This is a genomic window from Streptomyces sp. NPDC048255, from assembly GCF_040652415.1.
GTDB lineage: Bacteria > Actinomycetota > Actinomycetes > Streptomycetales > Streptomycetaceae > Streptomyces.
The window spans coordinates 20,882-44,819 of the sequence record NZ_JBEZMA010000046.1 but is presented as its reverse complement, the minus strand read 5'-3'; the positions used below and the strand labels follow the sequence as shown (position 1 = coordinate 44,819).

The 23,938-nt window shown below is 74.6% G+C and carries 18 protein-coding genes and 1 pseudogene; 12 read left to right on the top strand and 7 right to left on the bottom strand.

From position 1 onward, the window contains the following. Positions 1–48 precede the first annotated feature (48 nt). A complete protein-coding gene (locus AB0D94_RS28300; RefSeq protein ID WP_362057061.1) occupies positions 49–621 on the top strand; it encodes a GNAT family N-acetyltransferase in 573 nt (190 codons plus the stop codon). Positions 622–663: 42 nt separating this feature from the next. Further along, the gene (locus AB0D94_RS28295; RefSeq protein WP_362057058.1) at positions 664–2,361 is read left to right on the top strand and encodes a proline--tRNA ligase; all 1,698 of its coding nucleotides are present in this window, start codon (positions 664–666) and stop codon (positions 2,359–2,361) included. A 79-nt stretch (positions 2,362–2,440) separates the two neighbouring features. Here the strand turns inward: AB0D94_RS28295 and AB0D94_RS28290 are convergent, their stop codons facing one another. The 4 genes from AB0D94_RS28290 to AB0D94_RS28275 form a co-directional block, all read right to left on the bottom strand. Then, positions 2,441–3,445, bottom strand: a complete 1,005-nt coding sequence (locus AB0D94_RS28290; protein WP_362057055.1) for an SPFH domain-containing protein — start codon at positions 3,443–3,445, stop codon at positions 2,441–2,443. A gap of 98 nt (positions 3,446–3,543) precedes the next feature. Beyond that, entirely contained in the window at positions 3,544–4,446 is a 903-nt protein-coding gene (locus AB0D94_RS28285; protein ID WP_362057052.1) for an aminoglycoside phosphotransferase family protein, read from the bottom strand. 80 nt (positions 4,447–4,526) lie between these two features. Further along, positions 4,527–4,970, bottom strand: a complete 444-nt coding sequence (locus AB0D94_RS28280; RefSeq protein WP_362057050.1) for a ferritin-like domain-containing protein — start codon at positions 4,968–4,970, stop codon at positions 4,527–4,529. Next, positions 4,967–5,533 carry a hypothetical protein gene (locus AB0D94_RS28275; RefSeq protein WP_362057047.1) on the bottom strand — a complete coding sequence of 189 codons (567 nt, stop codon included), beginning with the start codon at positions 5,531–5,533 and terminating at the stop codon, positions 4,967–4,969. The genes AB0D94_RS28280 and AB0D94_RS28275 overlap by 4 nt, the downstream gene beginning before the upstream one ends. Before the next feature lie 157 nt (positions 5,534–5,690). Between AB0D94_RS28275 and rimP the strand changes: the two genes are divergently transcribed. From rimP to AB0D94_RS28225, 10 genes and pseudogenes are all read left to right on the top strand, one after another. Beyond that, positions 5,691–6,188, top strand: coding sequence for a ribosome maturation factor RimP (rimP, locus tag AB0D94_RS28270; RefSeq protein ID WP_362057044.1), 498 nt, complete (start codon positions 5,691–5,693; stop codon positions 6,186–6,188). Between the two features lie 2 nt (positions 6,189–6,190). After that, entirely contained in the window at positions 6,191–7,189 is a 999-nt protein-coding gene (nusA, locus tag AB0D94_RS28265) for a transcription termination factor NusA (RefSeq protein WP_362057041.1), read from the top strand. Between the two features lie 179 nt (positions 7,190–7,368). Then, complete coding sequence (locus AB0D94_RS28260; protein ID WP_362057038.1) at positions 7,369–7,656, top strand: YlxR family protein; 288 nt, start codon at positions 7,369–7,371, stop codon at positions 7,654–7,656. 151 nt (positions 7,657–7,807) lie between these two features. After that, positions 7,808–10,924, top strand: coding sequence for a translation initiation factor IF-2 (gene infB / locus AB0D94_RS28255; protein ID WP_362057035.1), 3,117 nt, complete (start codon positions 7,808–7,810; stop codon positions 10,922–10,924). Between the two features lie 185 nt (positions 10,925–11,109). Further along, entirely contained in the window at positions 11,110–11,403 is a 294-nt protein-coding gene (locus AB0D94_RS28250) for a DUF503 domain-containing protein (RefSeq protein WP_030651158.1), read from the top strand. 28 nt (positions 11,404–11,431) lie between these two features. After that, positions 11,432–11,881 (top strand): 30S ribosome-binding factor RbfA, encoded by a 450-nt coding sequence (rbfA, locus tag AB0D94_RS28245; protein WP_362057031.1) that lies wholly within the window; start codon positions 11,432–11,434, stop codon positions 11,879–11,881. Then, positions 11,878–12,786 carry a tRNA pseudouridine(55) synthase TruB gene (truB, locus tag AB0D94_RS28240; RefSeq protein ID WP_362057028.1) on the top strand — a complete coding sequence of 303 codons (909 nt, stop codon included), beginning with the start codon at positions 11,878–11,880 and terminating at the stop codon, positions 12,784–12,786. Before rbfA ends, truB begins: the two co-directional genes overlap by 4 nt. A 420-nt stretch (positions 12,787–13,206) precedes the next feature. Further along, positions 13,207–14,181: pseudogene (locus AB0D94_RS28235) on the top strand (serine protease); the annotation flags it as partial. Positions 14,182–15,213: 1,032 nt separating this feature from the next. Next, positions 15,214–17,619, top strand: coding sequence for a hypothetical protein (locus tag AB0D94_RS28230; RefSeq protein WP_362057106.1), 2,406 nt, complete (start codon positions 15,214–15,216; stop codon positions 17,617–17,619). 133 nt (positions 17,620–17,752) lie between these two features. Then, positions 17,753–18,709, top strand: a complete 957-nt coding sequence (locus AB0D94_RS28225; protein ID WP_362057025.1) for a bifunctional riboflavin kinase/FAD synthetase — start codon at positions 17,753–17,755, stop codon at positions 18,707–18,709. A gap of 99 nt (positions 18,710–18,808) precedes the next feature. Here AB0D94_RS28225 and AB0D94_RS28220 read toward each other — a convergent pair whose 3' ends face one another. From AB0D94_RS28220 to eccE, 3 genes are all read right to left on the bottom strand, one after another. Then, positions 18,809–21,640 carry an SCO5717 family growth-regulating ATPase gene (locus tag AB0D94_RS28220; protein WP_362057022.1) on the bottom strand — a complete coding sequence of 944 codons (2,832 nt, stop codon included), beginning with the start codon at positions 21,638–21,640 and terminating at the stop codon, positions 18,809–18,811. A gap of 132 nt (positions 21,641–21,772) precedes the next feature. Beyond that, a complete protein-coding gene (locus tag AB0D94_RS28215; RefSeq protein ID WP_362057019.1) occupies positions 21,773–22,471 on the bottom strand; it encodes a hypothetical protein in 699 nt (232 codons plus the stop codon). Further along, on the bottom strand, positions 22,468–23,739 hold the full coding sequence (gene eccE, locus AB0D94_RS28210; protein ID WP_362057016.1) for a type VII secretion protein EccE: 1,272 nt from the start codon (positions 23,737–23,739) through the stop codon (positions 22,468–22,470). The genes AB0D94_RS28215 and eccE overlap by 4 nt, the downstream gene beginning before the upstream one ends. Positions 23,740–23,938 lie beyond the last annotated feature (199 nt).

Sequence of the window (23,938 nt, the reverse complement as noted above, 5' to 3'; positions counted from 1 at the left end):
ATCCCGCCGCCATACCCGAGCGCCCCTACCCCGCAGTAAGGTCGCCGCATGCTGCCAATCCCCGGGGGCGAAGACCCCGTCCGCCCCGCCGGCCTCCAGATCGGCCCGCTCGACCTCGCCGCCCGCGTGGACGAGGCCCTGCGCGTGCAGGCGGTCGCCTTCGGCCTCAGCGAGGAGGAGGTCGGCATCCGGCGCTACATCGTCCAGCGCCACATGTCCTGCGGCGGTGCCCGCGCGCTCGGGGCGTTCACCGAGGACGGGGCGCTCACCGGGTTCGTGTACGGGATGCCGAACGACCGGAGCTACTGGTGGTCCACCATCGTCGAGCCCTACCTGCGGGCCGACGGCCACGAGGGCTGGCTCGACGGCTCCTTCGTCATCACCGAACTCCACGTCCACCCCGGCTTCCAGGGCCACGGCGTCGGCCGCGCCCTGATCACCCGCATCACCGACAGCGCCGCGGAGCCGCGCTCGATCCTCTCCGCCATCGACACCGACAGCCCGGCCCGCCGGCTCTACCGGGCCCTCGGTTACACGGACCTCGCCCGCCGGGTGCACTTCCCGAGTGCGAGCCTCCCGTACGCCGTCATGGGCGCGCCGCTGCCGCTGCGAAGGCCCTGAATTCGGTTCCGGGGCTCCGAGCGGCCCCGGTAACCTCCCGGTATGTCAACGCAACACGTGCAGCGCATGTCCCGTCTCATGGCCAAGACCCTCCGCGAGGACCCCGCCGACGCGGAGACCGTCAGCCACCGGCTCCTCGTCCGCGCCGGTTACGTCCGGCGCAGCTCGGCCGGGGTGTGGACGTGGCTGCCACTGGGCAAGCGGGTGCTGGACAACGTCTCGCGCATCGTCCGCGAGGAGATGGACGGGATCGGCGCCCAGGAGGTGTTGCTGCCGGCGCTGCTGCCGAAGGAGCCGTACGAGGTCAGCGGGCGCTGGTCGGAGTACGGCGACCTGCTGTTCCGGCTCCGGGACCGCAAGGGCGCGGACTACCTGCTCGGCCCGACGCACGAGGAGATCTTCACCCTGCTGGTGAAGGACCAGTGCACGTCCTACAAGGACCTGCCGGTCATGCTGTACCAGATCCAGACCAAGTACCGCGACGAGGCACGGCCCCGGTCGGGCGTGCTGCGCGGGCGCGAGTTCCAGATGAAGGACTCGTACTCCTTCGACGTGTCCGAGGAGGGGCTCGAGGAGTCGTACCGGCTGCACCGCGAGGCGTACGTCCGGATCTTCGAGCGGCTCGGGCTGGACCACCGGATCGTGTCCGCGGTGTCGGGCGCGATGGGCGGCTCGGCCTCGGAGGAGTTCCTGGCGCCCGCGGCGGCCGGCGAGGACACCTTCGCGGACTGCCCCTCCTGCTCCTACGCGGCCAACACGGAGGCAGTGACCTTCGCGCTGACCCCCGTGGCGGGCGAGCACCCGCCGCTGGAGGAGGTGGACACCCCCGACACCCCGACGATCGAGACCCTGGCGGCCCACCTGGGGGTCCCCGCCTCGGCGACCCTGAAGAACCTCCTGGTGAAGGTGGACGGCGAGATCGTGGCCGTCGGCGTGCCGGGCGACCGGGAGGTGGACCTCGGCAAGCTGGGCGAGCACCTGGCGCCGGCGGTCGTGGAGCTGGTGACGGCGGAGGACTTCGAGGGCCGCACCGACCTGGTACGGGGCTACGTGGGCCCGCAGGGCCTGGAGAAGGTCCGCTACCTGGCCGACCCCCGCGTCGCCCCCGGCACCTCCTGGGTCACCGGGGCCAACCGGGCGGACACCCATGCCCGCAACGTGGTCTGCGGCCGCGACTTCGAGGTGGACCAGTACCTGGACGTGGTGGTCGTGGAGCCGGGCGACCCCTGCCCCTCCTGCGGTGCGGGCCTGCGGCTCGACCGGGCCATCGAGATCGGGCACATCTTCCAGCTGGGCCGCAAGTACGCGGACGCCTTCGGGCTGGACGTGCTGGGCCGCGAGGGCAAGCCGGTCCGCGTGACCATGGGCTCGTACGGCATCGGCGTCTCGCGCGCGGTGGCGGCGCTGGCCGAGCAGACGGCCGACGAGCGCGGGCTGTGCTGGCCGGCGGCGGTGGCCCCGGCCGACGTCCACGTGGTGGCGGCGGGCAAGGCGGTCCCGCTGGCACTGGCCCAGGAGGCGGCCGACGCCCTGGCCGCCGCGGGGCTGCGGGTCCTGCTGGACGACCGGCCGGGGCTGTCCCCGGGCGTGAAGCTCACGGACGCGGAGCTGATCGGCGTGCCGTGGATCCTGGTGGCGGGCCGCCGTTCGGCGGAATCGGTGGTCGAGCTGCAGAACCGCGCCTCGGGCACCCGCGAGGAGCTCCCGCTGTCGGAGGCCCTCGCCCGCCTGACGCGGTAGTTCTCCAGCCCGTCCGGCGTCCGAGGAACGGGTCCGGGCAGAGCCCGGGGCGGGTGGGGGACGAGCTCCGCCCGGCGGCCTACCCGCGAGGCCCGTCCGGGTCCGGCGGGGGCGGCGGGGGCGGCGGCGGAGCGTCCAGGTACAGGCCGTCGGCCGGGCCGCCCAGCGCGGCCGGCGGCGCCTCGCCCGGAGCCAGGCCCGCCGGGTCCGGCGGCGGAGCGTCCAGGGACGGGCCGGCGTCCGGCGTGTCCTCGACCGCGGCCGGCCCGGGGCCCTCGGTGGCCGGACCGGCCGTGGCCGGGTCCTCGTGCCCGGCCGGCGCCGCGGGCGCGGCGCGTTCCAGGAAGCGCAGGAGCTCCACCGGGAACGGCAGGACCAGGGTGGAGTTCTTCTCCGCGGCCACCGCCACCACCGTCTGGAGCAGGCGCAGCTGGAGCGCCGCGGGCTGGTCCGCCATGACCTCCGCCGCCTCCGCCAGCTTGTGCGAGGCCTGCAGCTCCGCGTCCGCGTTGATCACCCGGGCGCGGCGCTCGCGGTCCGCCTCCGCCTGCCGGGCCATCGACCGCTTCATGGTCTCCGGCAGGGACACGTCCTTGATCTCGACCCGGTCGATCTGCACGCCCCAGCCCACCGCCGGGCTGTCGATCATCAGCTCCAGGCCCTGGTTGAGCATCTCGCGGTTGGAGAGCAGGTCGTCCAGGTCGGACTTGCCGATGATCGACCGCAGCGAGGTCTGCGCCATCTGCGAGACGGCGAAGCGGTAGTCCTCCACCGCCACGATCGCGTTCGCGGGGTCGACGACCTTGAAGTACACGACGGCGTCCACCCGGACCGTGACGTTGTCCCGGGTGATGCCCTCCTGGGCCGGCACCGGCAGCGTCACGATCTGCATGTTGACCTTGTGAAGACGGTCCACGACCGGGACGATCACGGTGAAGCCGGGTCCCCGGATCTCATCGCGCAGCCGACCGAAGCGGAACACCAGGCCCCGCTCGTACTGCTTCACCACCCGGGCGGCGGCGCCCACGTAGAGCGCGACGCCCGTACCGGCGGCGATCACCGCTGTCAGCAGTTCTTCGACCATGACGGCCCCCTGCCGGACATCCGTATGTACTTACGGTATGCCCCGGGGGGTGTCTGGTCGATCAGGCCGGATCGGCCCGGCCTGATCGACCAGACCCCCTACAGCCAGGCCGCGAACTCCAGCAGCAGCTCCGCGTCCCGGCGCCGCCCGGCGGCCAGCGCCCGGTTCCCCGACTCCACGGCCCGGAACACCGTCCAGCCCCGCAGCCGCTCCCGGTCCACCTCCAGGGCGTCGGCCAGCTTGTTGACCCGGCGCCGGGCCCCCGCCGCCCCCGCCGAGGAGGCGACCTGGTCCTCCAGCCGGTCCCGGACCAGCCGGGCCAGGTCGTACGCCCGCTCCCCGGTCAGCGGGTCCGGGCCCACCGTCAGCCACGGCGCCCGCTCGCCCGCCAGCACCTTGCCCTGCCGGAAGTTCCCGTGGAGCAGGAGCTCCTCCGGCGGCGCGGCCACCAGCTCGTCCCGGAAGGCGAGGGCCGCGTCGGCCAGGGACCGGACCTCCGCCGGAGCCGCCCGCAGCGCCTTCGCCTGGCGCTCCGTACGCTGCGCCACCGTCTCCCAGCGCTGCCCGGCCGCCGGCGCCACCCACAGCCTGCGCAGCGTCCCGCAGGCCTCCAGCAGCGCCTTCGCCTCCGGCAGCGACCTCAGCGAGACCTCCGGGTGCAGCCGCTCCAGCAGCAGCGCCCCGTCCTCCTCGTGATGACGGCTGTCGAGGACCCGTACGGCCCCGAACCCGCCCCAGTGGGCCAGCGCGGCCAGCTCCCGCTCCGGGTGGGCGTGCGGCGGCGCGAGCTTCAGCGCGGCCGGGGTCCCGTCGGCGTACCGGACGAGGACGACCAGACTGCTGCGTCCGCCCGGGGCCTGCACCCGCTGGGCCTCCACCCCGCGCCGGGCCAGCGCTGCCTCGGTGAGCCCGGGCAACTGCCCCAGCCAGTCCGCGTCCTGCGCCGATTCCGGCAGCTCGCCGAGCGCCCGTACAAGCCGCTGCGGCGGTTCGAAAGCCATGCGTGCGTGGTCCCTTTCAGCTGTGCGGGGCCCCTGGGGAGTGTCCGGCGGAACAGGGCCGGACACTCCGTGTGCCGCCCTCAGCGCTTTTCCGTGAGCCCAGGGAAGGCTACGCCGACACCGCGCCAGCGTGCCGCGCGCACGGCCGAGGCGCTCAGCGCGTCGGCCGCCATGCGGCGCAGCGGGCCCTCCGCCGCGCGCACCAGATCGGAGTACGCGCCCGCCACCCGGTCCTCGATGTCGGCGGCCAGCCGCGCGGCGTCGGCGGGGGTGCGCACCTCGAACGGCAGGGCGTACGCCGCCTCCGCCGGACGGGGCGCACCGCCCAGCTCCCGCACGGTCCGGGCGAGCGCGTCCCGCCGGGCGAGGTGGCCGCTGTAGGCCTCGCGGGCCTCGGTCGTACGGGCGGCGTCGGTCCGGGCGCCGATCACCCCGTAGCCGTACGCGGCCGCGTGCTCCGCGGCGAGGGCGGCCTGCGCGGCTTCCAGGGCCCCGCCGGCGGCGGCGGGCGGTTCGGGCTTCACGGCTTGGCTCCGGGGGTCGAGGTCAGCAGGTACGCGTGGACGGCGCCGCAGGCGGCCACCGAGGCCAGCATCCGGGCCAGCTCCCCGGGCGCGCCCGCCAGGTCGATGGTCCGTGCCTCGGCCAGGCTCCGCTCTGCGTCCGCGAGGGCGCTCAGGGCGTCGGCCGGCTTCGGCGGCACCGGCTCGGCACTCGCCACGGGCGCTCCGGCCGAGGTCACGCCGGTGGGGGAGGGGGAACCCGGGGGCGAGGCCGAGGGCGAGCCCGGGACGGGGCCCGGGGAGGCCAGGGCCGCCGCGTGCGCCGCGACGGCCGTGCGCAGCGGCGCGAGGCGCTGGGCCAGGGCCGGATGGGCGGTGGTGGTGGCGTCGTAGCGTTCCAGCAGGCGCGCACTGTCACGGACGGCCGCCTCCCGCATCCGCCGTTCGAGTGGAACCGCGGATTCGGTGCCGGAGCCGGGCGAATCCCCGTCGGAGCACCCGGTGAGCAGCGCGGCGCCGGCCGCACCGGCGGCGCCGGCGAGCAGGCTCCTGCGCGAGGGCCTCGATGGCAGAGTCCAGGGCACGGCGACGTCCTCGGGGGTGATGGCGGGGCAGGGTGTGATCACGGTACCCGGGGCCCCGCCCCGAGGGCGGACGGCAACACCCTCCGCGACCGGATACCCTTTGACCTGACACACGACGGAAAACCACAACAGCACACGCGGCCGAGGAGTCACCCGGATGAGCACCACCCAGAGCGACAGGCTGCGCGGACTGCTGGAGCCGCTCGTCGCCGCCAAGGGACTGGACCTCGAGGAGATCGAGACGTCCAAGGCGGGCAAGCGCCGGATGCTGCGCATCATCGTGGACTCCGACGAGGGCGTGGAGCTGGACGTGTGTGCCGAGCTGAGTCGCGAGGTCTCCGACCTGCTCGACGAGACCGACGTCATGGGTGAGGACGAGTACGTCCTCGAGGTGAGCTCGCCGGGCGCCGACCGCCCGCTGACCGAGCACCGTCACTACGTACGGGCGACGGGCCGTCTCGTGAAGTTCCAGCTGGCCGAGGACGGGGAACTGATCGCCCGCATCCTCGGCGTGGACGACGAGGGCCTCGACCTCGAAGTCCCGGGCGTGAAGGGCCGCAAGGCGACCGCCCGCCGTATCGCATTCACCGACATCGCCAAGGCGCGTGTCGAGATCGAGTTCAACCGCAAGGACAAGAAGGAAGAGGAGGCGTAGCCGTGGACATCGACATGAGTGCCCTGCGGGGTCTGGTCCGGGAGAAGGAGATCTCCTTCGACCTGCTCGTCGAGGCGATCGAGTCGGCCCTCCTCATCGCGTACCACCGGACCGAAGGGAGCTTCCGCCGCGCCCGCGTAGAGCTGGACCGCACCAACGGTCACGTGGTCGTGTGGGCGACGGAAGACCCGAGGGATCTCGAAGAGGGCCAGGAGCCCAAGGAGTTCGACGACACCCCGTCGGACTTCGGCCGGATCGCCGCGACGACCGCCAAGCAGGTGATCCTCCAGCGTCTGCGCGACGCGGAGGACGACCTGACCTTCGGCGAGTTCGCGGGCCGTGAGGGAGACGTCATCACCGGCGTCGTCCAGCAGGGCAAGGACCCCAAGAACGTCCTGGTCGACATCGGCAAGCTGGAGGCCATCCTGCCGGTGCAGGAGCAGGTCCCCGGTGAGGAGTACACGCACGGCCTGCGCCTGAAGGCGTACGTCGTGCGGGTGGCGAAGGGCGTCCGCGGTCCGTCCGTGACCCTCTCGCGCACCCACCCCAACCTGGTGAAGAAGCTCTTCTCGCTGGAGGTCCCCGAGATCGCCGACGGCAGCGTCGAGATCTCGGCGATCGCCCGTGAGGCCGGTCACCGCACCAAGATCGCCGTACGGTCCACCCGCTCGGGCCTCAACCCGAAGGGCGCCTGCATCGGCCCGATGGGCAGCCGCGTGCGCAACGTGATGGCCGAGCTGCACGGCGAGAAGATCGACATCGTCGACTGGTCGGACGACCCGGCGGAGATGGTCGCGAACGCGCTGTCACCCGCCAGGGTGAGCGAGGTCGAGGTCGTCGACTGGGACACCCGCTCCGCCCGGGTGACCGTGCCCGACTACCAGCTGTCGCTGGCCATCGGCAAGGAGGGCCAGAACGCCCGCCTCGCCGCGCGGCTCACCGGCTGGCGCATCGACATCCGTCCCGACACCGAGCAGCCTTCGGACCGGGACGGGGAATAAACCGCTACCGGCCGGGCTTACCGGACGGTAGACAGGAGTCACGACTGCCGTGCCGCCGCGACCGTAACCGGTCCCGGCGGCGGGCCGTGACACAGCAGATCAAGACAACACGACAGCCGTTCGATCTTTCGCCCGCAACTTGTCGGGGGAGAGGTCGGTGCGGGGAGGTAGACTTAGGCGTGTCTGGCCGGACGCAAGCCCGCGCATGCCCCGAACGCACCTGTGTGGGGTGCCGGGAGCGAGCGGCCAAGAGCGATCTGCTGCGCATCGTGGCGATCGGGGACGAATGCGTCCCCGATGCGCGCGGTACGCTGCCCGGCCGGGGTGCCTACGTGCACCCTGCCGTGGTCTGCCTCGACCAGGCGGTCCGCCGCCGCGCGTTCCCCCGGGCCCTCCGGTCCGCCGGACCGCTCGACACGGAGGAACTGCGCAAAGCCCTGGCCGTCACGGCCGAGGCGACACCGTAAGAAGTAAGAGAACGGCACGGGAAATCCGTGCGGTCAGGTACCTCGCGAGTTGGAAGTAGGTCGAGATTGCGATGAGCACTCGATGAGTACGCGATGAGTACGCCCATGAAGTAGCGACGGTCCGGCGTAACCCGGACCTAAAAGGAGCGAAGTGGCTAAGGTCCGGGTATACGAACTCGCCAAGGAGTTCGGGGTGGAGAGCAAGGTCGTCATGGCCAAGCTCCAAGAACTCGGTGAATTCGTCCGTTCGGCGTCCTCGACGATCGAGGCGCCGGTTGTACGCAAGTTGACTGACGCACTGCAGGGGCCCGGCGGCAACGCCGGCAAGTCCGCTGCGAAGCCCGGCGCGCCCCGCAAGGCCGCGCCCGCCAAGCCCGCGGCGCCCTCCCCGGCCGCCGCGGCACGTCCTGCTGCCCCGAAGCCCGGCGCACCGGCCCCCAAGCCGGCCGCCGCAGAGGCTCCGGCCGTCAGCGCCCCGGTGACTCCGGCCGCATCCGGCCCGCGTCCCGGTCCGAAGGCTCCGGCCGCCCCGAAGCCCGCTCCGGCGGCTCCCGTGGCGACCGAGTTCTCCGCGCCTCCGGCGGCCCCGGCCGCCCCGGCGCGCACCGAGCGTCCCGCCGCCGCGGCCCCCGGCCCCCGTCCGGCGCAGCAGCGTCCGGCGCAGGGCGGCCAGTCCGGCGCCCGTCCCGGCGCCCCGCGCCCGGCCGGCGCCACCCCGGGTGCCCAGGCCCAGCGTCCGGCCGGTGCCCAGGCACCGCGTCCCCAGGGCGCCCGTCCGGCGGGTCCCCGTCCGGGCAACAACCCCTTCACCTCTGGTGGCTCCACCGGCATGGCGCGCCCGCAGGCGCCCCGTCCGGCCGGCGCTCCCCGTCCCGGTGCCCCCGGCGCCGGCGGCGGCCAGGGTGCTCCCCGTCCGCAGGGCGGTCCCGGCGGCGCTCCGCGTCCGCAGGGCCAGGGCGCTGGTCGTCCGACCCCCGGCGGCATGCCCCGTCCGCAGGGCGGCGCCCCGCGTCCGGGTGGTGCCCCCGGTGGTAACCGTCCGAACCCGGGCATGATGCCGCAGCGTCCCGCTGCCGGTGGTCCCGGTCCCCGTCCCGGTGGCGGCCCCGGTGGCCGTGGTCCCGGTGCGGGCGGTCCGCGTCCCGGTGGCGCAGGTCGTCCCGCGGGCGGCGGCTTCGCCGGCCGTCCGGCCGGTCCGGGCTCGCGTCCCGGCGGTGGCGGTGGCGGCTTCGGCGGCCCGCGTCCCGGTGGCGGCGGCTTCGGCGGCGGTCCGGCCGGTGCAGGCGGCGGCGGTCGTCCCGGCTTCGGTGGACGTCCCGGCGGTCCCGGTGCCCGTGGTGGCACGCAGGGTGCGTTCGGCCGTCCCGGTGGTCCGGCCCGTCGTGGTCGCAAGTCCAAGCGTCAGAGGCGCCAGGAGTACGAGGCCATGCAGGCCCCGTCCGTCGGCGGCGTGATGCTGCCTCGCGGCCAGGGCGAGACCGTTCGCCTGTCGCGCGGTGCCTCCCTCACCGACTTCGCGGAGAAGATCAACGCCAACCCGGCGTCGCTCGTCGCCGTGATGATGAACCTCGGCGAGATGGTCACTGCCACGCAGTCCGTCTCCGACGAGACGCTCGAGATGCTGGCCGGCGAGATGAACTACGTCGTCCAGATCGTCAGCCCGGAGGAAGAGGACCGCGAGCTCCTCGAGGGCTTCGACATCGAGTTCGGCGAGGACGAGGGCGGCGAGGAATACCTCATGCCGCGTCCGCCGGTCGTGACCGTCATGGGTCACGTCGACCACGGTAAGACCCGACTGCTCGACGCCATCCGCAAGACGAACGTCGTTGCGGGCGAGGCCGGTGGCATCACGCAGCACATCGGTGCGTACCAGGTCTCCACCGAGGTCAACGACGAAGAGCGTCGCATCACCTTCATCGACACCCCGGGTCACGAGGCGTTCACCGCCATGCGTGCCCGTGGTGCCAAGTCGACCGACATCGCGATCCTCGTGGTCGCGGCCAACGACGGCGTCATGCCGCAGACGATCGAGGCGCTCAACCACGCCAAGGCCGCCGGCGTCCCGATCGTCGTCGCGGTCAACAAGATCGACGTCGAAGGTGCCGACCCGGTCAAGGTGCGCGGTCAGCTCACCGAGTTCGGTCTGGTCGCCGAGGAGTACGGCGGCGACACGATGTTCGTCGACATCTCCGCCAAGCAGGGTCTGCACATCGACTCCCTGCTGGAGGCCGTCGTCCTCACCGCCGACGCCTCGCTCGACCTCCGCGCCAACCCGGAGCAGGACGCTCAGGGTATTGCGATCGAGTCCCACCTCGACCGCGGCCGCGGTGCCGTTGCCACCGTCCTCGTCCAGCGCGGTACCCTCCGCGTCGGCGACACGATGGTCGTGGGCGACGCCTACGGCCGAGTGCGCGCCATGCTCGACGACAAGGGCAACAACGTCGAGGAAGCGGGTCCGTCGACCCCCGTCCTGGTCCTGGGTCTCACCAACGTCCCCGGCGCCGGCGACAACTTCCTCGTCGTCGACGAGGACCGTACGGCCCGTCAGATCGCCGAGAAGCGTGCTGCGCGTGAGCGCAACGCCAACTTCGCCAAGCGCGTCCGTCGTGTGTCCCTCGAGGACCTCGACTCCGTGCTCAAGGCCGGTCTGGTCCAGGAACTCAACCTCATCATCAAGGGCGACGCGTCCGGTGCGGTCGAGGCTCTCGAGTCCTCGCTGCTCCAGCTCGACGTCGGTGAAGAGGTCGACATCCGGGTCCTGCACCGCGGTGTGGGTGCGGTCACCGAGTCCGACATCTCGCTGGCGATGGGCTCCGACGCCATCGTCATCGGTTACAACGTCCGTGCGGCCGGCCGTGCCGCGCAGATGGCGGACCGCGAGGGCGTCGACGTCCGCTACTACTCGGTGATCTACCAGGCCATCGAGGAGATCGAGGCGGCCCTGAAGGGTCTCCTCAAGCCGGAGTACGAAGAGGTCGAGCTCGGTACGGCGGAGGTCCGCGAGATCTTCCGCTCGTCCAAGCTGGGCAACATCGCCGGTGTCCTCATCCGGTCCGGCGAGGTCAAGCGCAACACCAAGGCGCGGCTCATCCGCGATGGCAAGGTCATCGCGGAGAACCTCACCATCTCCGGTCTGCGCCGCTTCAAGGACGACGTCACCGAGATCCGCGAAGGCTTCGAGGGCGGTATCAACCTCGGTTCCTTCAACGACATCAAGATCGACGACGTCATCGCGACGTACGAGATGCGCGAGAAGCCCCGCGCGTAAGCGCGAGGCGGTTCGCACCGTGTCGTAACTCGTAACACCGGGGCCGGTCGGCGGAATATCCGTCGATCGGCCCCGGCCGTTGCGTGTACGGTTCTGGTGACCCGGCCGCGCGAGCGCCGGGTGATCCTTCCGGGCGACGGCCCGGCAGGCCACCGAACCCGCACCGGCGGGATATCCGGAACTGCATGTACGTGGGGACTCTGTCCTTCGATCTGCTCCTCGGCGACGTCCACTCGCTGAAGGAGAAACGCTCCGTCGTCCGGCCCATCGTTGCCGAGCTCCAACGCAAGTTCTCCGTGAGCGCGGCCGAAGTGGGTGACCAGGACCTGCACCGGAGGGCCCGTATAGGGGTCGCTCTGGTGAGTGGGGACGCGGGGTTCCTCTCGGACGTACTGGACCGCTGCGAGCGGCTGGTCGCGGCGCGTCCGGAAGTGGAGCTGCTGTCCGTACGACGGCGCCTCCACGGTGATGAAGACTGATAGCAAGACATAAGAAGGAGACGGACCAGTGGCCGACAATGCGCGGGCGAAGAAGCTGGCGGACCTCATCCGGGAGGTGGTGGCCGAGAAGCTGCAGCGTGGTGTCAAGGACCCCCGCCTCGGTACGCACGTGACCATCACGGACACCCGGGTCACCGGCGACCTGCGGGAGGCCACGGTCTTCTACACGGTCTACGGCGACGACGAGGACCGGGCCAGCGCGGCAGCGGGCCTGGAGAGCGCCAAGGGCGTACTGCGCTCCGCGGTCGGCCGGGCGGCGGGAACCAAGTTCACGCCCACCCTGACCTTCGTCGCGGACGCCCTCCCGGAGAACGCAAAGACCATCGAGGACCTCCTCGAAAAGGCGCGCACCTCCGACGCCCAGGTGCGTGAGGTCTCCTCCGGCGCCCAGTACGCCGGCGAAGCCGACCCGTACAAGAAGCCGGGCGACGACGACGAGGACGCAGCCGCGGAATGAGCACCAACGCAGGGAAGACTCCGGACGGCCTTGTCATCGTCGACAAGCCGTCCGGCTTCACTTCGCACGACGTGGTCGCCAAGATGCGCGGGATCGCCAAGACCCGCCGCGTCGGCCACGCCGGCACGCTCGACCCGATGGCGACGGGCGTGCTGGTCCTGGGCGTCGAGAAGGCCACCAAGCTCCTCGGCCACCTCGCGCTCACGGAGAAGGAGTACCTCGGCACGATCCGCCTGGGCCAGAACACCCTGACGGACGACGCCGAAGGCGAGATCACCTCCTCCACGGACGCCACCGGGGTCACCCGGGACGCCGTGGACGCGGGCATCGCCAAGCTGTCGGGCGAGATCATGCAGGTCCCGTCCAAGGTCAGCGCCATCAAGATCAAGGGCGTGCGCTCCTACAAGCGGGCCCGGGACGGCGAGGACTTCGAGATCCCGGCCCGGCCGGTGACCGTCTCCTCGTTCCAGGTGTACGACATGCGCGAGGCCGAGGCCGAGGACGGCACCAAGGTCGTCGACCTCGTCGTCTCCGTCGTCTGCTCCAGCGGTACGTACATCCGCGCGCTGGCCCGTGACCTGGGCGCCGACCTGGGCGTCGGCGGGCACCTGACCGCGCTGCGGCGCACCCGGGTGGGCCCGTACAAGATCGACCGGGCCCGGACGCTGGACCAGCTCCAGGAGGAGCTGACCGTCATGCCGATCGGCGAGGCGGCGGCCGCGGCCTTCCCGCGCTGGGACCTGGACGCCCGGCGGGCCTCGCTGCTCACCAACGGCGTGCGGATCGAGATGCCGGAGGCGTACGAGCCCGGCAAGGCGGTCGCGGTCTACGGGCCGCAGGGGCAGCTGCTCGGGCTCGTGGAGAGCAAGGGCGGGAAGGCGAAGTCCCTCGCGGTCTTCGCCTGATTCCGGGCACTCGGTTGCTGGTTGCTGGTTGCCGGTTGCCGGTTGCCGGTTGCCGGTAGCCGGTAGCCGGTAGCCGGTCGTCGGCACCCGGTGCTCGCGGCGCGGCACCCGCGGGGCGGCGTCCGGGTAGCCGCCGTGTCCTCGACGTGGAGCGGTGAGCGCACATGGACTGCTGCTCACCGCTCCACGACCCCCCTCGGGTAGGTCTCTATCCACCCGGACCCCCGGATTCACCCGTCTGAGCAGGCGCTCGGAGTGAATGGAGGGAGCGTAGGGGGGCGCGTTCGTGATGCGTGCTTTTCGCGCTGATCTTCACCTGCCTACCGTCGTGTGGACGGGGCGTGGCGGGGGAGTGGTGCGGCTGTGGCGACGGACGGGGTCGGTGAGACCGGCGGGGCCGGCGGGGCCGTGGGAGTCGCCGTGGTCGGCGGCGGAGCGGTGGAGCTCGTCAGGATCTGTGATCCCGCAGGGGTGCCGCGCGGCAGCGGATTCCTCGCGGACCGCGAGGGAACGGTCGTCACCGGCCGCGACGCCGTCGACGGACTGACCCGGGTACTGCTGCACGGGCCCGGACCGGCCGGGCGGACCTGGCTGGCCGGGCCCGAGGACGTGACCGTGCTGCCGGGGATGGCGCTGGCGCTCGTACGGACCGACGGACTCGGGATGCGGCCGCTTCCGGTGGCGGTGCGGGAGCCGATCGCCCCGGGGGCCTACGTACGGCTGGCCGCGCGGGGCTGGCGGCAGGCGCGGGTGCTGGGCGGCGCGGAGGTCGGTTACCCGGCGGCGGACCGGGCCCGAGTGCTGCCGGCGGGGCTGGCCGTGGAGCTGGCGATCGGCACGGACGGGCGGGACGCGCTGCGGCTGGGCGGAGAGGCCTGCGGGGGTCCCGTGCTGGACGCCGGAACCGGAGCGGTGCTCGCGGTTCTGGGCACCGCTCTGCGGGCGGAGCACCGGTCCGGGGACTTCGCGGTGGCCCTGCGGGCAGCGGCCGCGGCCGACCCGGAGGGCCCGCTGGCCGCGCTGCTGGAGCGCAATGCCGCGACCGTGCCGGGCTACGGGGCGGACCTCAACCTCGCCGGCGTGCTGGCACTGACCGCGACCACGCGGGGCGCGGCCGTCCGCCCGGGGGAGACCGTGCCCGAGCCCGTGGAGCGACCGGCGATCGCCGCCGAACTGGCCGCCTTCACCTCGGCGGACCGCCCCGTCCTCGGCCTGGTGGGAGAACCGGGCACCGGCCGGACCACGGCCCTGGCCGCCCTGACCGCCAGGCGGGCCGGGGACGCCCGTCCGGCGCCGACCCTGTGGCTGCGCGGGGCGGACCTGCGGGGCGGAGACGGCTCGGTCGCCGACGCGGTGACGCGTGCGTTGGCGGAGGCGGCCCGGACGCTGGCCGCGGACCTACCGGCGGGGACGGCTGCCGCGCCGGAATCCCCCGGACCCCTGGCGGCCCGGACGGTGGCGCCGGACCTACCGGCAGGGGCGGCTGCCGCGACGGGAACCTCGGGACCCCTGGCGTCTCCCGGGCCCTGCGCGTCGTCGGGGCCCTGCGTGTCTTCGGGACCGCTGGCGTCTTCGGGACCGCTGGCGTCTTCGGGACCGCTGGCGTCTTCGGGACCGCTGGCGTCCTCGGGACCCCTGGCGTCCTCGGGACCCCTCGCGTCCTCCGGGCCCTGCGCGTCCGACACGCCCCCCGCGCCCTCTGGAATCTTCCGGTCCCGATCTTCTGAACCCCCCGGGTTCTCTGAACCCCCCGGGCCTTCCGGACCCTCCCGGCCGCTCGGAGCGGCAGGGCCCTTCGGAGCCTCTGGATCCTCCGGACTCTCGGGATCCCTCGGAGCGGCAGGATCCTCCGGGTCCTCCGGGTCCTCCGGACCCCTCGGAGCGGCAGGGCCCTTCACGCCCTCCGGGCCCTTCACGTCCTCGGGACCCTTCACGTCCTCTGGGCCCTCTGGACCCTCTGGACCCTCCGGACCCTCCGGACCCTCCGGACCCTCCGGACCCTCTGGACCCGCCGGGCCCTTCGAGTCCGGCACAGCACCGGACCGGGCCGTGGGCCCTGCTTCGGCCCCGGGTGCCGACCCTGCTTCGGCCCCGGGCGTCGGCCCCGCCCCGGCGCCGGGTGCCAGGCCGGGGGCCGGGAGCCTCGGGGGGTGGGCGTCGCTCGACCCGGCCGGGGTCGGGCCGGCGCGGGGCCCGCGGGAGGTGGCCGCTGTGCCCGGGGCAGGGGCCCAGGCCCACGGCTGGGGGGTGCCGGGGGAGCATGCCCGGGAGGTGGCCGCTGTGCCAGGGGCAGGAGCAGGGGCAGGAGCAGGGACAGGGGCCGGGGCGCAGGCCCACGATTCGGGGGTGTCGGGGGAGCACCCCCGGGAGGTCAGCGCTGCGCCCGGGGCAGCGACAGGGGCCGGGGCTCAGGCCCACGGGCTTGGGGTGTCGGGGGAGCACGCCCACGGGCAGGGGCTCGCAGAGCGGGTGGCACGGCTGGGCGCGGCGGCCGGGCGGGCCCTGCTGGTCGTGCTCGACGCCCCGGAGGAGATGCCGCCCGAGCTGGCGCACCGGCTGGGCCCGTGGAGCGCGGCCACCGCGGCGTGGCTCCGCGCGACCGGGGCCCGCATGATCGTCGCCGCCCGGCCCGAGCACTGGGAACGGGCCGGGGCCCTGTACCCGCCCGGGGCCCTGCACGGCCCGGCCCGCCCGGCCCGGCGGCTGCCGCCCGCCCTCCTGGTCGGCGACCTCACCCCGGCCGAGGCCGAGACCGCCCGGGCCCGGCTCGGGGTGCCCGCCGGCGCCGTGCGCGAGGCCGACGCCCGCCATCCGCTCACGCTGCACCTGCTCGCCGGGATCCGCGCGGCCGGGGTCACCGAGGGCCGCCCCGGCCGTGACGAGGTCTTCGCCGCCCACCTGGACCTGGTCTGCCTGCGCGCGGCGGTCCGCGTCGCCGCGGCCGGCGCCGGCACCGTCGGGGTCCACGGCCCCGGGGTCCGGCGGCTGGCGGCGCGGGTGGCGGGACGGGTGCACGAGGCGGCCCGCCGGTGCCTGGGGCCCGGTCGGGGCCGGCTGGACCGGGCCTCCTTCGAGGAGCTGTTCCCGTGGCGCACCGGGTGGGCCTCCGCCGTGCTCGCCGAGGGGCTGCTGGTGCCCGCCGGGTCCGGCTACCGCTTCGCCCACGAGGAGCTGTCCGACTGGATCCAGGCCTGCCACCTGGACGTCCCGACGGCCCTCGGCTCCCTCGTCAACCGCCCCGCCGAAGCGGCGCAGCCCGTGCCCCGGCACCGGATCGGGCCCGTCCTGGAAGCTTTGCGCAGGCTGCCCCCGGACGAGCTGGGCCGGGCCCTCATGGAGCTGGTCCACCGCCTCAACGGTTTCGCCGAGGAACCCCCGGAGACCGCCCCCGGCGGCCACGACCGGGTGTGGTGGGCCGGCCGGCTCCTGCGGGAGAGCCTCCTGCGGGCGCCCGATGCCCGGCCGCACCTCCCCGTGCTGCACGCCCTCGCCGAACACGTGGCCCGGGCCGGACCCGGGGAGTTCGGCGGGTGGTTCTGGAACCGGCTCCGGCTGCCCGAGCACGACCGCCTCGACCTGCTGCGCCGCCTGCTGCCCGGCGACCCCGCCGAGGCGGTCCCCGGCGACCGCTACCTCGACGCCGCCGCCCGCCGCCTCGTCCGCGACCCGAGGCTCGCCCAGCCGTTGCTCTGCGGCTGGTTCACCGACGAGCGCCGGCTGCGCGGCCGCCCCGGAGCCACCGTGGCCGCCGCCGCGCAAGCCCTGCTCCACACCCATCGCCGCCTCGCCGTGGACGACCTGACCGAGGCGCTCGTGGCCGCCGCGCACCCGCGCGCCGACGAGCTGCTGGCGGTACTCGCCGAGGAGGAGCCCTCCGCCCTGTGCCGGGCCGTGGACCGCTGGGCCCACGACGAACGGCCCGGGCGCCGGGTCGCGGCCGCCGTGTACGGGCAGGCCACCGCCCCGCACGTGCGCACCCCCGCCGACCGCGACCTGCTGCGCTACGCCGCCCAAGCGCTGCTCGCCCGCCCCGCCGACGCCGCCCTGCACGGCAGCGCGCTGGCGGTGCTGCTGCGCGACCCGCAGGTGCGCGGCCGGTACCTGCCCGAGGCCCTCGCCTGCTTCCGCGCCCCCGGGTGCGGCTCCCGCCTCCCCGCGCAGACGCTGGTGGCGGCCCTGCCCGTACTGCCGGACCAGGACGCGGTGTTCGCCGTGCTGCGGGAGCGGGCCGACGGGGAGGTGCTGCGCGCCCTGGCCGCGCTGACGACGCCGGGGCTGGCCCGGCGCGCGGGCGACCTCGTACGGGAGCACCTGGCGCGCCGCCCCGAGGACGCCCCGCACGCCGCCGCCTTCGTGGACCGGCGCCTCGAACAGGGCCCGGCAGCGGCCCCCGTGCTGCGCCCGCTGGTCCTGGACCTGCTCCGGTCCGCCCCGGCGGCGGTCCGGTCAGCGCTGGCCCGGGTCCTGGCCGCGCCGGGCGGCGAGGCCTCGTACCCGCTGCGGAGCGAGCTGGCCGACGTACTGCTGCGCGAGGAGGCCGATGCCGAGGTGCTCGACGCGTTCCTCGGGGCCGTGGCGGCCGGGGTCGGCGTACGGCCGCCCGGCCGGACCCGGGAGCTGCTGCGGCGCACCGGCCGGCAGCTGATGCGGGCTCCGGGCGGGCCCGCGGTGTTCGAGCGGCGGACGGTGGAGCTGGCCCGGAGCGACCCGGCCTTCGGGGCGCTCGTGGCCCGCTGGCTGGCGGAGGCGGGCGCGGAGGCGGCGGCGCTGCTGGGACCGAGCGCCCGCCGGACGGTGGAGACGCTCAGCTCGGCGGCCCCGGACGTGACCTGAGATGACGGCCCCGGCCCCGGCCGCGGGCGGGCGAGACGCCGATGCGGGGCCCCGGCCACCGGCATGGCAGTCTTAGACCTGCAATCGGCAATCAGTTCAAGGACTACACAGGTTCGGGCGAGGAGCGGTCACAGTGCAGCGCTGGCGTGGCTTGGAGGACATCCCCCAGGACTGGGGACGCAGCGTCGTCACCATCGGCTCGTACGACGGTGTGCACCGGGGTCATCAGCTGATCATCGGGCGGGCCGTGGCCAAGGCCGGCGCGCTGGGCGTCCCGTCCGTCGTCGTCACCTTCGACCCGCACCCGAGCGAGGTCGTCCGCCCCGGCAGCCACCCGCCGATCCTGGCTTCCTACGACCGGCGCGCCGAGCTGATGGCCGGTCTGGGTGTGGACGCCCTGCTGGTCCTGCCGTTCACGGCGGACTTCTCGCAGCTGTCCCCGGCCGACTTCATCGTGAAGGTGCTCGTCGACAAGCTGCACGCGCGCGCCGTCATAGAGGGCCCGAACTTCCGCTTCGGCCACCGCGCCGCCGGGAACGTCGACTTCCTCCGTGAGCTGGGCTCCACCTACGACTACGAGGTCGAGGTCGTGGACCTGGTCGAGCGCGGCGAGGCGGGCGGCGGCGTGCCGTTCTCCTCGACCCTGGCGCGCCGGCTGGTCGCCGAGGGAGACATGGAGGGCGCCGCCGAGATCCTGGGGCGGCCGCACCGGGTCGAGGGCGTCGTGGTGCGCGGCGCGCAGCGCGGCCGCGAGCTCGGCTACCCGACGGCGAACGTCGAGACGCGCCCGCACACCGCGATCCCCGCGGACGGGGTGTACGCGGGCTGGCTGACGGCCGACGGCGAGCGGATGCCCGCGGCGATCTCGGTGGGGACGAACCTGCAGTTCGACGCCACAGAGCGGACCGTGGAGGCGTACGCGATCGACCGCGTCGGGCTGGACCTGTACGGCATGCACGTGACCGTCGACTTCCTCTCCTACGTGCGGGGGATGGCGAAGTTCGACTCGCTCGACGGGCTGCTGGACGCCATCGCGGACGACGTGAAGCGGGCGCGGGTGCTGACGGACGCGTACGACGCGGAGCGCTGACGCTCCACCGGCTGCCGGCAGCAGGGAACGGATGAGGGCCCGTACTGCCCCGGATCACGGATCCGGGACGGTACGGGCCCTCCTCGCTGTCGCTCCGCGTCAGCCGAGGCGCGGGTCCCGCGGGGGCTGCGGCGGCTGCTGCGGGTGTTGCTGCGGGTGCTGGCCCGGCTGCGGAGCCGGGGGCTGCCAGGGCTGGCCGGGCTGCGGGTAGGGCTGGCCGTAGGGCTGCTGGGGCTGCGGCTGCTGCGGCGGCTGCTGGTACCCGGGCTGGTAGCCGGGCTGCCCCTGGGGCTGCCCGTAAGGCTGCTGCTGAACCGGCGGCTGGCCGGGCTGGGGCTGCTGAGGCGCTCCCCAGTGGCCCTGCTGGCCCTGCTGCTGGGCCCGGACGAAGTCCTCGGCCACGAGGGCGGAGAGGTTGAAGTAGGCCTCGCGGGTCTTGGGCCGCATCATGTCGAGGTCCACCTCGGCGCCGGCCGCGAGGTGCTCGTCGAAGGGCACCACGACGACTCCCCGGCAGCGGGTCTCGAAGTGCTGCACGATGTCTTCGATCTTGATCATCTTGCTCGTCTCGCGGACGCCCGAGATGACGGTGAGGGAGCGGGAGACGAGGTCGGCGTACCCGTGGGCGGAGAGCCAGTCGAGCGTGGTGCTGGCGCTGCTGGCGCCGTCCACGGACGGGGTCGAGATGATGATCAGCTGATCGGCCAGGTCCAGGACCCCGCGCATGGCGGAGTACAGCAGACCGGTGCCCGAGTCGGTGAGGATGATCGGGTACTGGCGGCCCACCGTCTCGATGACGCGCCGGTAGTCCTCGTCGTTGAAGGTGGTGGAGACGGCCGGGTCCACGTCGTTGGCGATGATCTCCAGGCCGGACGGGGCCTGCGAGGTGAACCGCCGGATGTCCATGTACGAGTGGAGGTACGGGATCGCCTGGACGAGGTCCCGGATCGTGGCGCCGGTCTCGCGGCGGACGCGGCGGCCGAGGGTGCCGGCGTCCGGGTTCGCGTCGATGGCCAGGATCTTGTCCTGGCGCTCGGTGGCGAGGGTGGCGCCGAGGGCGGTGGTGGTCGTGGTCTTGCCGACGCCGCCCTTGAGGCTGATGACGGCGATCCGGTAGCAGGACATCACCGGCGTGCGGATCAGCTCGAGCTTGCGCTGGCGCTCCGCCTCGGCCGCCTTGCCGCCGAAGCGGAACAGGCCGCCGCCGGGGGCGCCGCCGCTGTTCTTGGGCTTCTGCTTGTTGCGCAGCAGGCGGTCGGAGGACAGCTCGACGGCGGCCGTGTAGCCGAGCGGAGCCCCGCCGGTGGGCTGGCCGGCCGGGTAGCGGGGGTCGTGGGGCTGGGGCGGCTGAGGTTGCTGCTGCTGAGGCTGGTGCTGCTGAGGTCCGGCGGACCAGGGCGCACCCCCGCGCGGGTCGAACTGCTGCTGGGGGGCCTGGGGAGCCTGCGGCTGCGCGGGCGCGGGCGCCTGGGGCGGGAAGCCGTACCCGTCCGGGGGCTGGGGCTGCGCCTGTGCCTGGGGCTGCGGGGGCGCGGGCGGGAACCCGTACCCGTCCTGGGCCTGCGGCTGCGGCTGTGCGGGTGCGGGCGCCTGGGGCGGGAAGCCGTACCCGTCCGGGGCCTGTGCCTGGGGCTGCGGGGGCGCGGGCGGGAAGCCGTACCCGTCCGGGGCCTGCGACTGGGGCTGCGGGGGCGCGGGCGGGAAGCCGTACCCGTCCGGGGCCTGCGACTGGGGCTGCGGGGGCGCGGGCGGGAAGCCGTAGCCGTCCTGCGTACCCGAGACCGCGAACGCGGGCGGCGGCGGGGGCAGTTCGCCACCGGATCCCGCGAACGGGGTCGGCGCCTGGCCGGCGGGGAAGAGGGGCGTCCCGTCGGCGGGGGTGTCGTGCGGAGGGACGGAGCCCTTCAGCGGCTCGGGACCGGCCGGTGCGGCGCCGGTTCCCTCGAAAGGGGTCTCCGCGGCGGAACCGGACGCGGGCGTACCCGCGCGCTCGGACCCGGCCTCCGCCTGAACGGCGTCCCCTGGGGCCGCCTCGGCTGCGGCTTCGGCCGGGGCGGGCGCGGGCGGGGCCGCGTACGGCGCGGGGCTCGGCTCGGCCGGGCTCGGGGTCGCGTACGGGTCCTGGGGTACGGCGTCGGCCTGAACCGGGGCCGCGTAGGGCGCGGGCGCGGCGTCGACGGGGGCAGGCGGGGTGACCGGCGCGGCCGGAGCCGCGTACGGCGCGGCGGGTACGGGTTCGGCCGCTGCCGGCGGGGTCACCGGGGCGGGCGGGGCCGCGTACGGCGCGGGGCTCTGCTCAGCCGGGCTCGGGCTCGCGTACGGGTCCTGCGGTACGGCGTCGGCCTGAACCGGGGCCGCGTACGGAGCGGGCGCGGCATCGACCGGTGCCGGCGGGGCCACCGGCGCGGCCGGAGCCGCGTACGGCGCGGGGCTCGGCTCAGCCGGGGCCGGGCTCGGGCTCGCGTACGGGTCCTGCGGTACGGCGTCGGTACGGAGCGGAGCCGCGTACGGCGCGGCCGGCACACCGTCGGCCGGAGCCGGAGCCGGAGCCGGAGCCGGAGCCGGAGCCGGAGCGGGAGCCGGAGCCGGAGCCGGAGCCGTGGGCGGTGCGGCCTCGGCGGGGAGGGGGGTCGGGGCGGGCGCCGCCGAGAACGGCGTGGGCAGGCCCGCACCGTCCGACGGGGTCCGCGGCGCCGGCGGAGCCGTCCGCATCGTCGGGGGCGAGGCCACGTCCGACGGGCGGTGCGGCTCGAACCCGCTGCCCTCCGGGAGCCCCGGCACCGACGCGGCCGGAGCCGCACCCTGGGTGTACCAGGCCGGCGGGGTGTAGTCGATGGTGAACTCGCCCGTCAGCTCGGGCTCCGCGTCGGACTGATCGTCCGTCGGGACGTCCCACGTCCCGCCGCGCCTCTCGTTCCGATCGCCGTTCACTGGTCCTCCTGGTCTGTCGAACACCGGTCCGGCGCCCACCTCGACGCCGCGCCCGCACTCAGCCTAATCGCGCCCGCGCCGCGCATGTCCGCGCCCCGTCCGCCCGCGCCTCCGGCAGGCCCCGCCACCGGGTCAGTCGATGCGCCGCGACGGGCCCAGCAGGCCCGTCTCCGCTTCCGTGCCCTGTGTCATCACGAACTGCCGGTCCCGCTGGTTGCACCACAGCGTCACCCCGTCGCCCAGGGTCGGCAGGGAATCCACCGCGGGCCGCGGCAGATTCATCAGGCGGCCGATCTGCTCGGCCTCGTCGGGGGACACCCGCTGCACGCCCACCAGCGAGGACTGCTGGAGCAGCCGCGGCGCCGTCGGGCTCAGGTACGGCAGCAGGGTCAGCACCGACTGCCACGGCCCGGCCACGACACGGCCGCGCGGCGGCCGCATCCCGCAGTCGCGGACCACCAGCACCGGGCTGCCCGCGGACGCGCCCTGCGGCGGCACCCGGCCCACCTCGTGCAGGGTGACGCACTGCTGCCCGCCGCCGGCCGCCTGGGCCAGCCCCGACCACGCCTGGCCGCGCCCGGTCTCCACCGCGACGCGCGCCCCGGTGGCCGCCGCGCGCAGCGCCAGCACCTGGGCCGTCCACAGGCCGCCGATGAGCGTCACCTCGTACGGCGTCGGCCGGTTGATGCCGAGCACCGCCGGGCGGCCCTCGGCGTCCACGCCGATGACGACCCCGTCGTCCCCGACGGGCAGTGCCAGCGAGTCCAGGTCGGCCGCGGGCACCACATGCCGCTCCCGCCGGGGCCCGACCAGCCCGAATCCGCCCCTCATCGCGCCCCTCCCAGCGGCAGCGAAGCCAGCAGCCCCGGTACCTGTTCGCGGTCGAGCCGCACCAGCCCCGCCTTCACTCCCCGGGCCGTCCGCTCCAACTCGCGGCGGGCCGACACCAGTTCCTCGTCGCTGCGCCCGGTCACCCGGACGTGTCCGGTCAGCGTCACACCGTGCCGCTCCGCCCGGGCCATCGTCAGGCTGAAGTTCGTCGCCAGCGCGGGCAGTGAGGTAAGCAGCGCCACGAACTGAGGCAGCGCCGCCCCGGCGCCGCCCAGCTGCGGCCAGCGGCCTATCCAGTACGTGGTGTGCCGGCGGTCGTCGCAGCGCCAGGTCCGCGGGGTCTCCTCGGTACGGCGGCCCGTGCTGGCCGACCGCCCCGCCTGGGTGATCGCCATCGGGTTCGCGCACGAGGAGGTCGCCAGCGCGGCCGTCAGCTCCTGCTCCGTCAGCACGGTGGCCCTGAACCCGGCACCGGCCAGCCGGCTCGCCAACTGGTCGGCGGCCCGCACCACACAGCGCTGCGCGCCGCCCAGGCCGCCACCGCGCGCGGCGACCGCCTCGGGGCACAGCTCCGGGTCGAGCTTGAGCGCGATCCAGGTCAGCCGCACCGCCGGGGTGCCGGTCCGGGCCTGGAGCGGCGCGTAGTTGCGGGTGGCCATCGACTGGGCGGGCAGATGCGGGGCGGGCGCCGGCTGGGTGTGCTGCACCAGCTGCGCGGACTCCAGCCGGATGCCGTCCACTTCGAGGATGTCCCGGACCACCGCGAGGGGCAGCGGCCTGGCCGCCCGGTCGGGCCGCAGCGCGGTGGCGTCCGTGTCCACCTGGACGACCGCGGTCAGGAAGGTCCCGTCGCCGATCATTCCGACGGGCCGCCGGTCACGGTCGCTGAAGGTGAGCGTGCGCAGCGCCGGATCGGCCTCGACCAGCGGGGCCAGCCCGGGCTCGGTGCCCGTCGGCACGGCCAGGGACGCGGTCCGGCGCCGCCGCGCGCGCATCGCGAGCGCGCTGCCGATCCACTCGGGCAGGGAGCGCTGGTGCCGGCGTACGACCGCGAGCAGGACGAGCACGACCGCCAGCACACCGGCCGGGACGAGCAGCAGCGGTTCGATCACCCAGGCCACCAGCAGGGCGGCGGCCGCGACCTGGAGGAGTACGAGCTGTTGCAATCGGAACGGACCGAACCGCCCCGGACTCGACTTCGGATGCGGCGTCACCCCGCCGCGTGCGGGTGCGGCCGTGCCGGTGGCCGGCTCCGTCGCAGTGGCCATCACTCGCGCACCTCACCTTTCCGGGGCCAGGCCCCGTGAGTCCCGGCGCTGCGCGACACCCGCCGCACCGCTCCGGAATCTCCCCAATCCACCCCAACAAGCCCTGACTGCCCTGGTCCGGAGGGCGCTGAGCGGCAACCTCACCCTACCCGGCCCGTGCATACCGTCCGTCAAGAGGCATAGTAGGTGCCCGGTCCGA

What these genes read in the sequence shown, in the direction of transcription:
- AB0D94_RS28250 (WP_030651158.1), top strand. Translation starts at nt 11,110, where the DNA reads ATGTACGTGGGGACTCTGTCCTTCGATCTGCTCCTCGGCGACGTCCAC.
- AB0D94_RS28215 (WP_362057019.1), bottom strand. Translation starts at nt 22,471, where the DNA reads ATGAGGGGCGGATTCGGGCTGGTCGGGCCCCGGCGGGAGCGGCATGTG.
- eccE (WP_362057016.1), bottom strand. Translation starts at nt 23,739, where the DNA reads ATGGCCACTGCGACGGAGCCGGCCACCGGCACGGCCGCACCCGCACGC.
- AB0D94_RS28300 (WP_362057061.1), top strand. Translation starts at nt 49, where the DNA reads ATGCTGCCAATCCCCGGGGGCGAAGACCCCGTCCGCCCCGCCGGCCTC.
- AB0D94_RS28285 (WP_362057052.1), bottom strand. Translation starts at nt 4,446, where the DNA reads ATGGCTTTCGAACCGCCGCAGCGGCTTGTACGGGCGCTCGGCGAGCTG.
- rimP (WP_362057044.1), top strand. Translation starts at nt 5,691, where the DNA reads ATGAGCACCACCCAGAGCGACAGGCTGCGCGGACTGCTGGAGCCGCTC.
- AB0D94_RS28290 (WP_362057055.1), bottom strand. Translation starts at nt 3,445, where the DNA reads ATGGTCGAAGAACTGCTGACAGCGGTGATCGCCGCCGGTACGGGCGTC.
- AB0D94_RS28295 (WP_362057058.1), top strand. Translation starts at nt 664, where the DNA reads ATGTCAACGCAACACGTGCAGCGCATGTCCCGTCTCATGGCCAAGACC.
- truB (WP_362057028.1), top strand. Translation starts at nt 11,878, where the DNA reads ATGAGCACCAACGCAGGGAAGACTCCGGACGGCCTTGTCATCGTCGAC.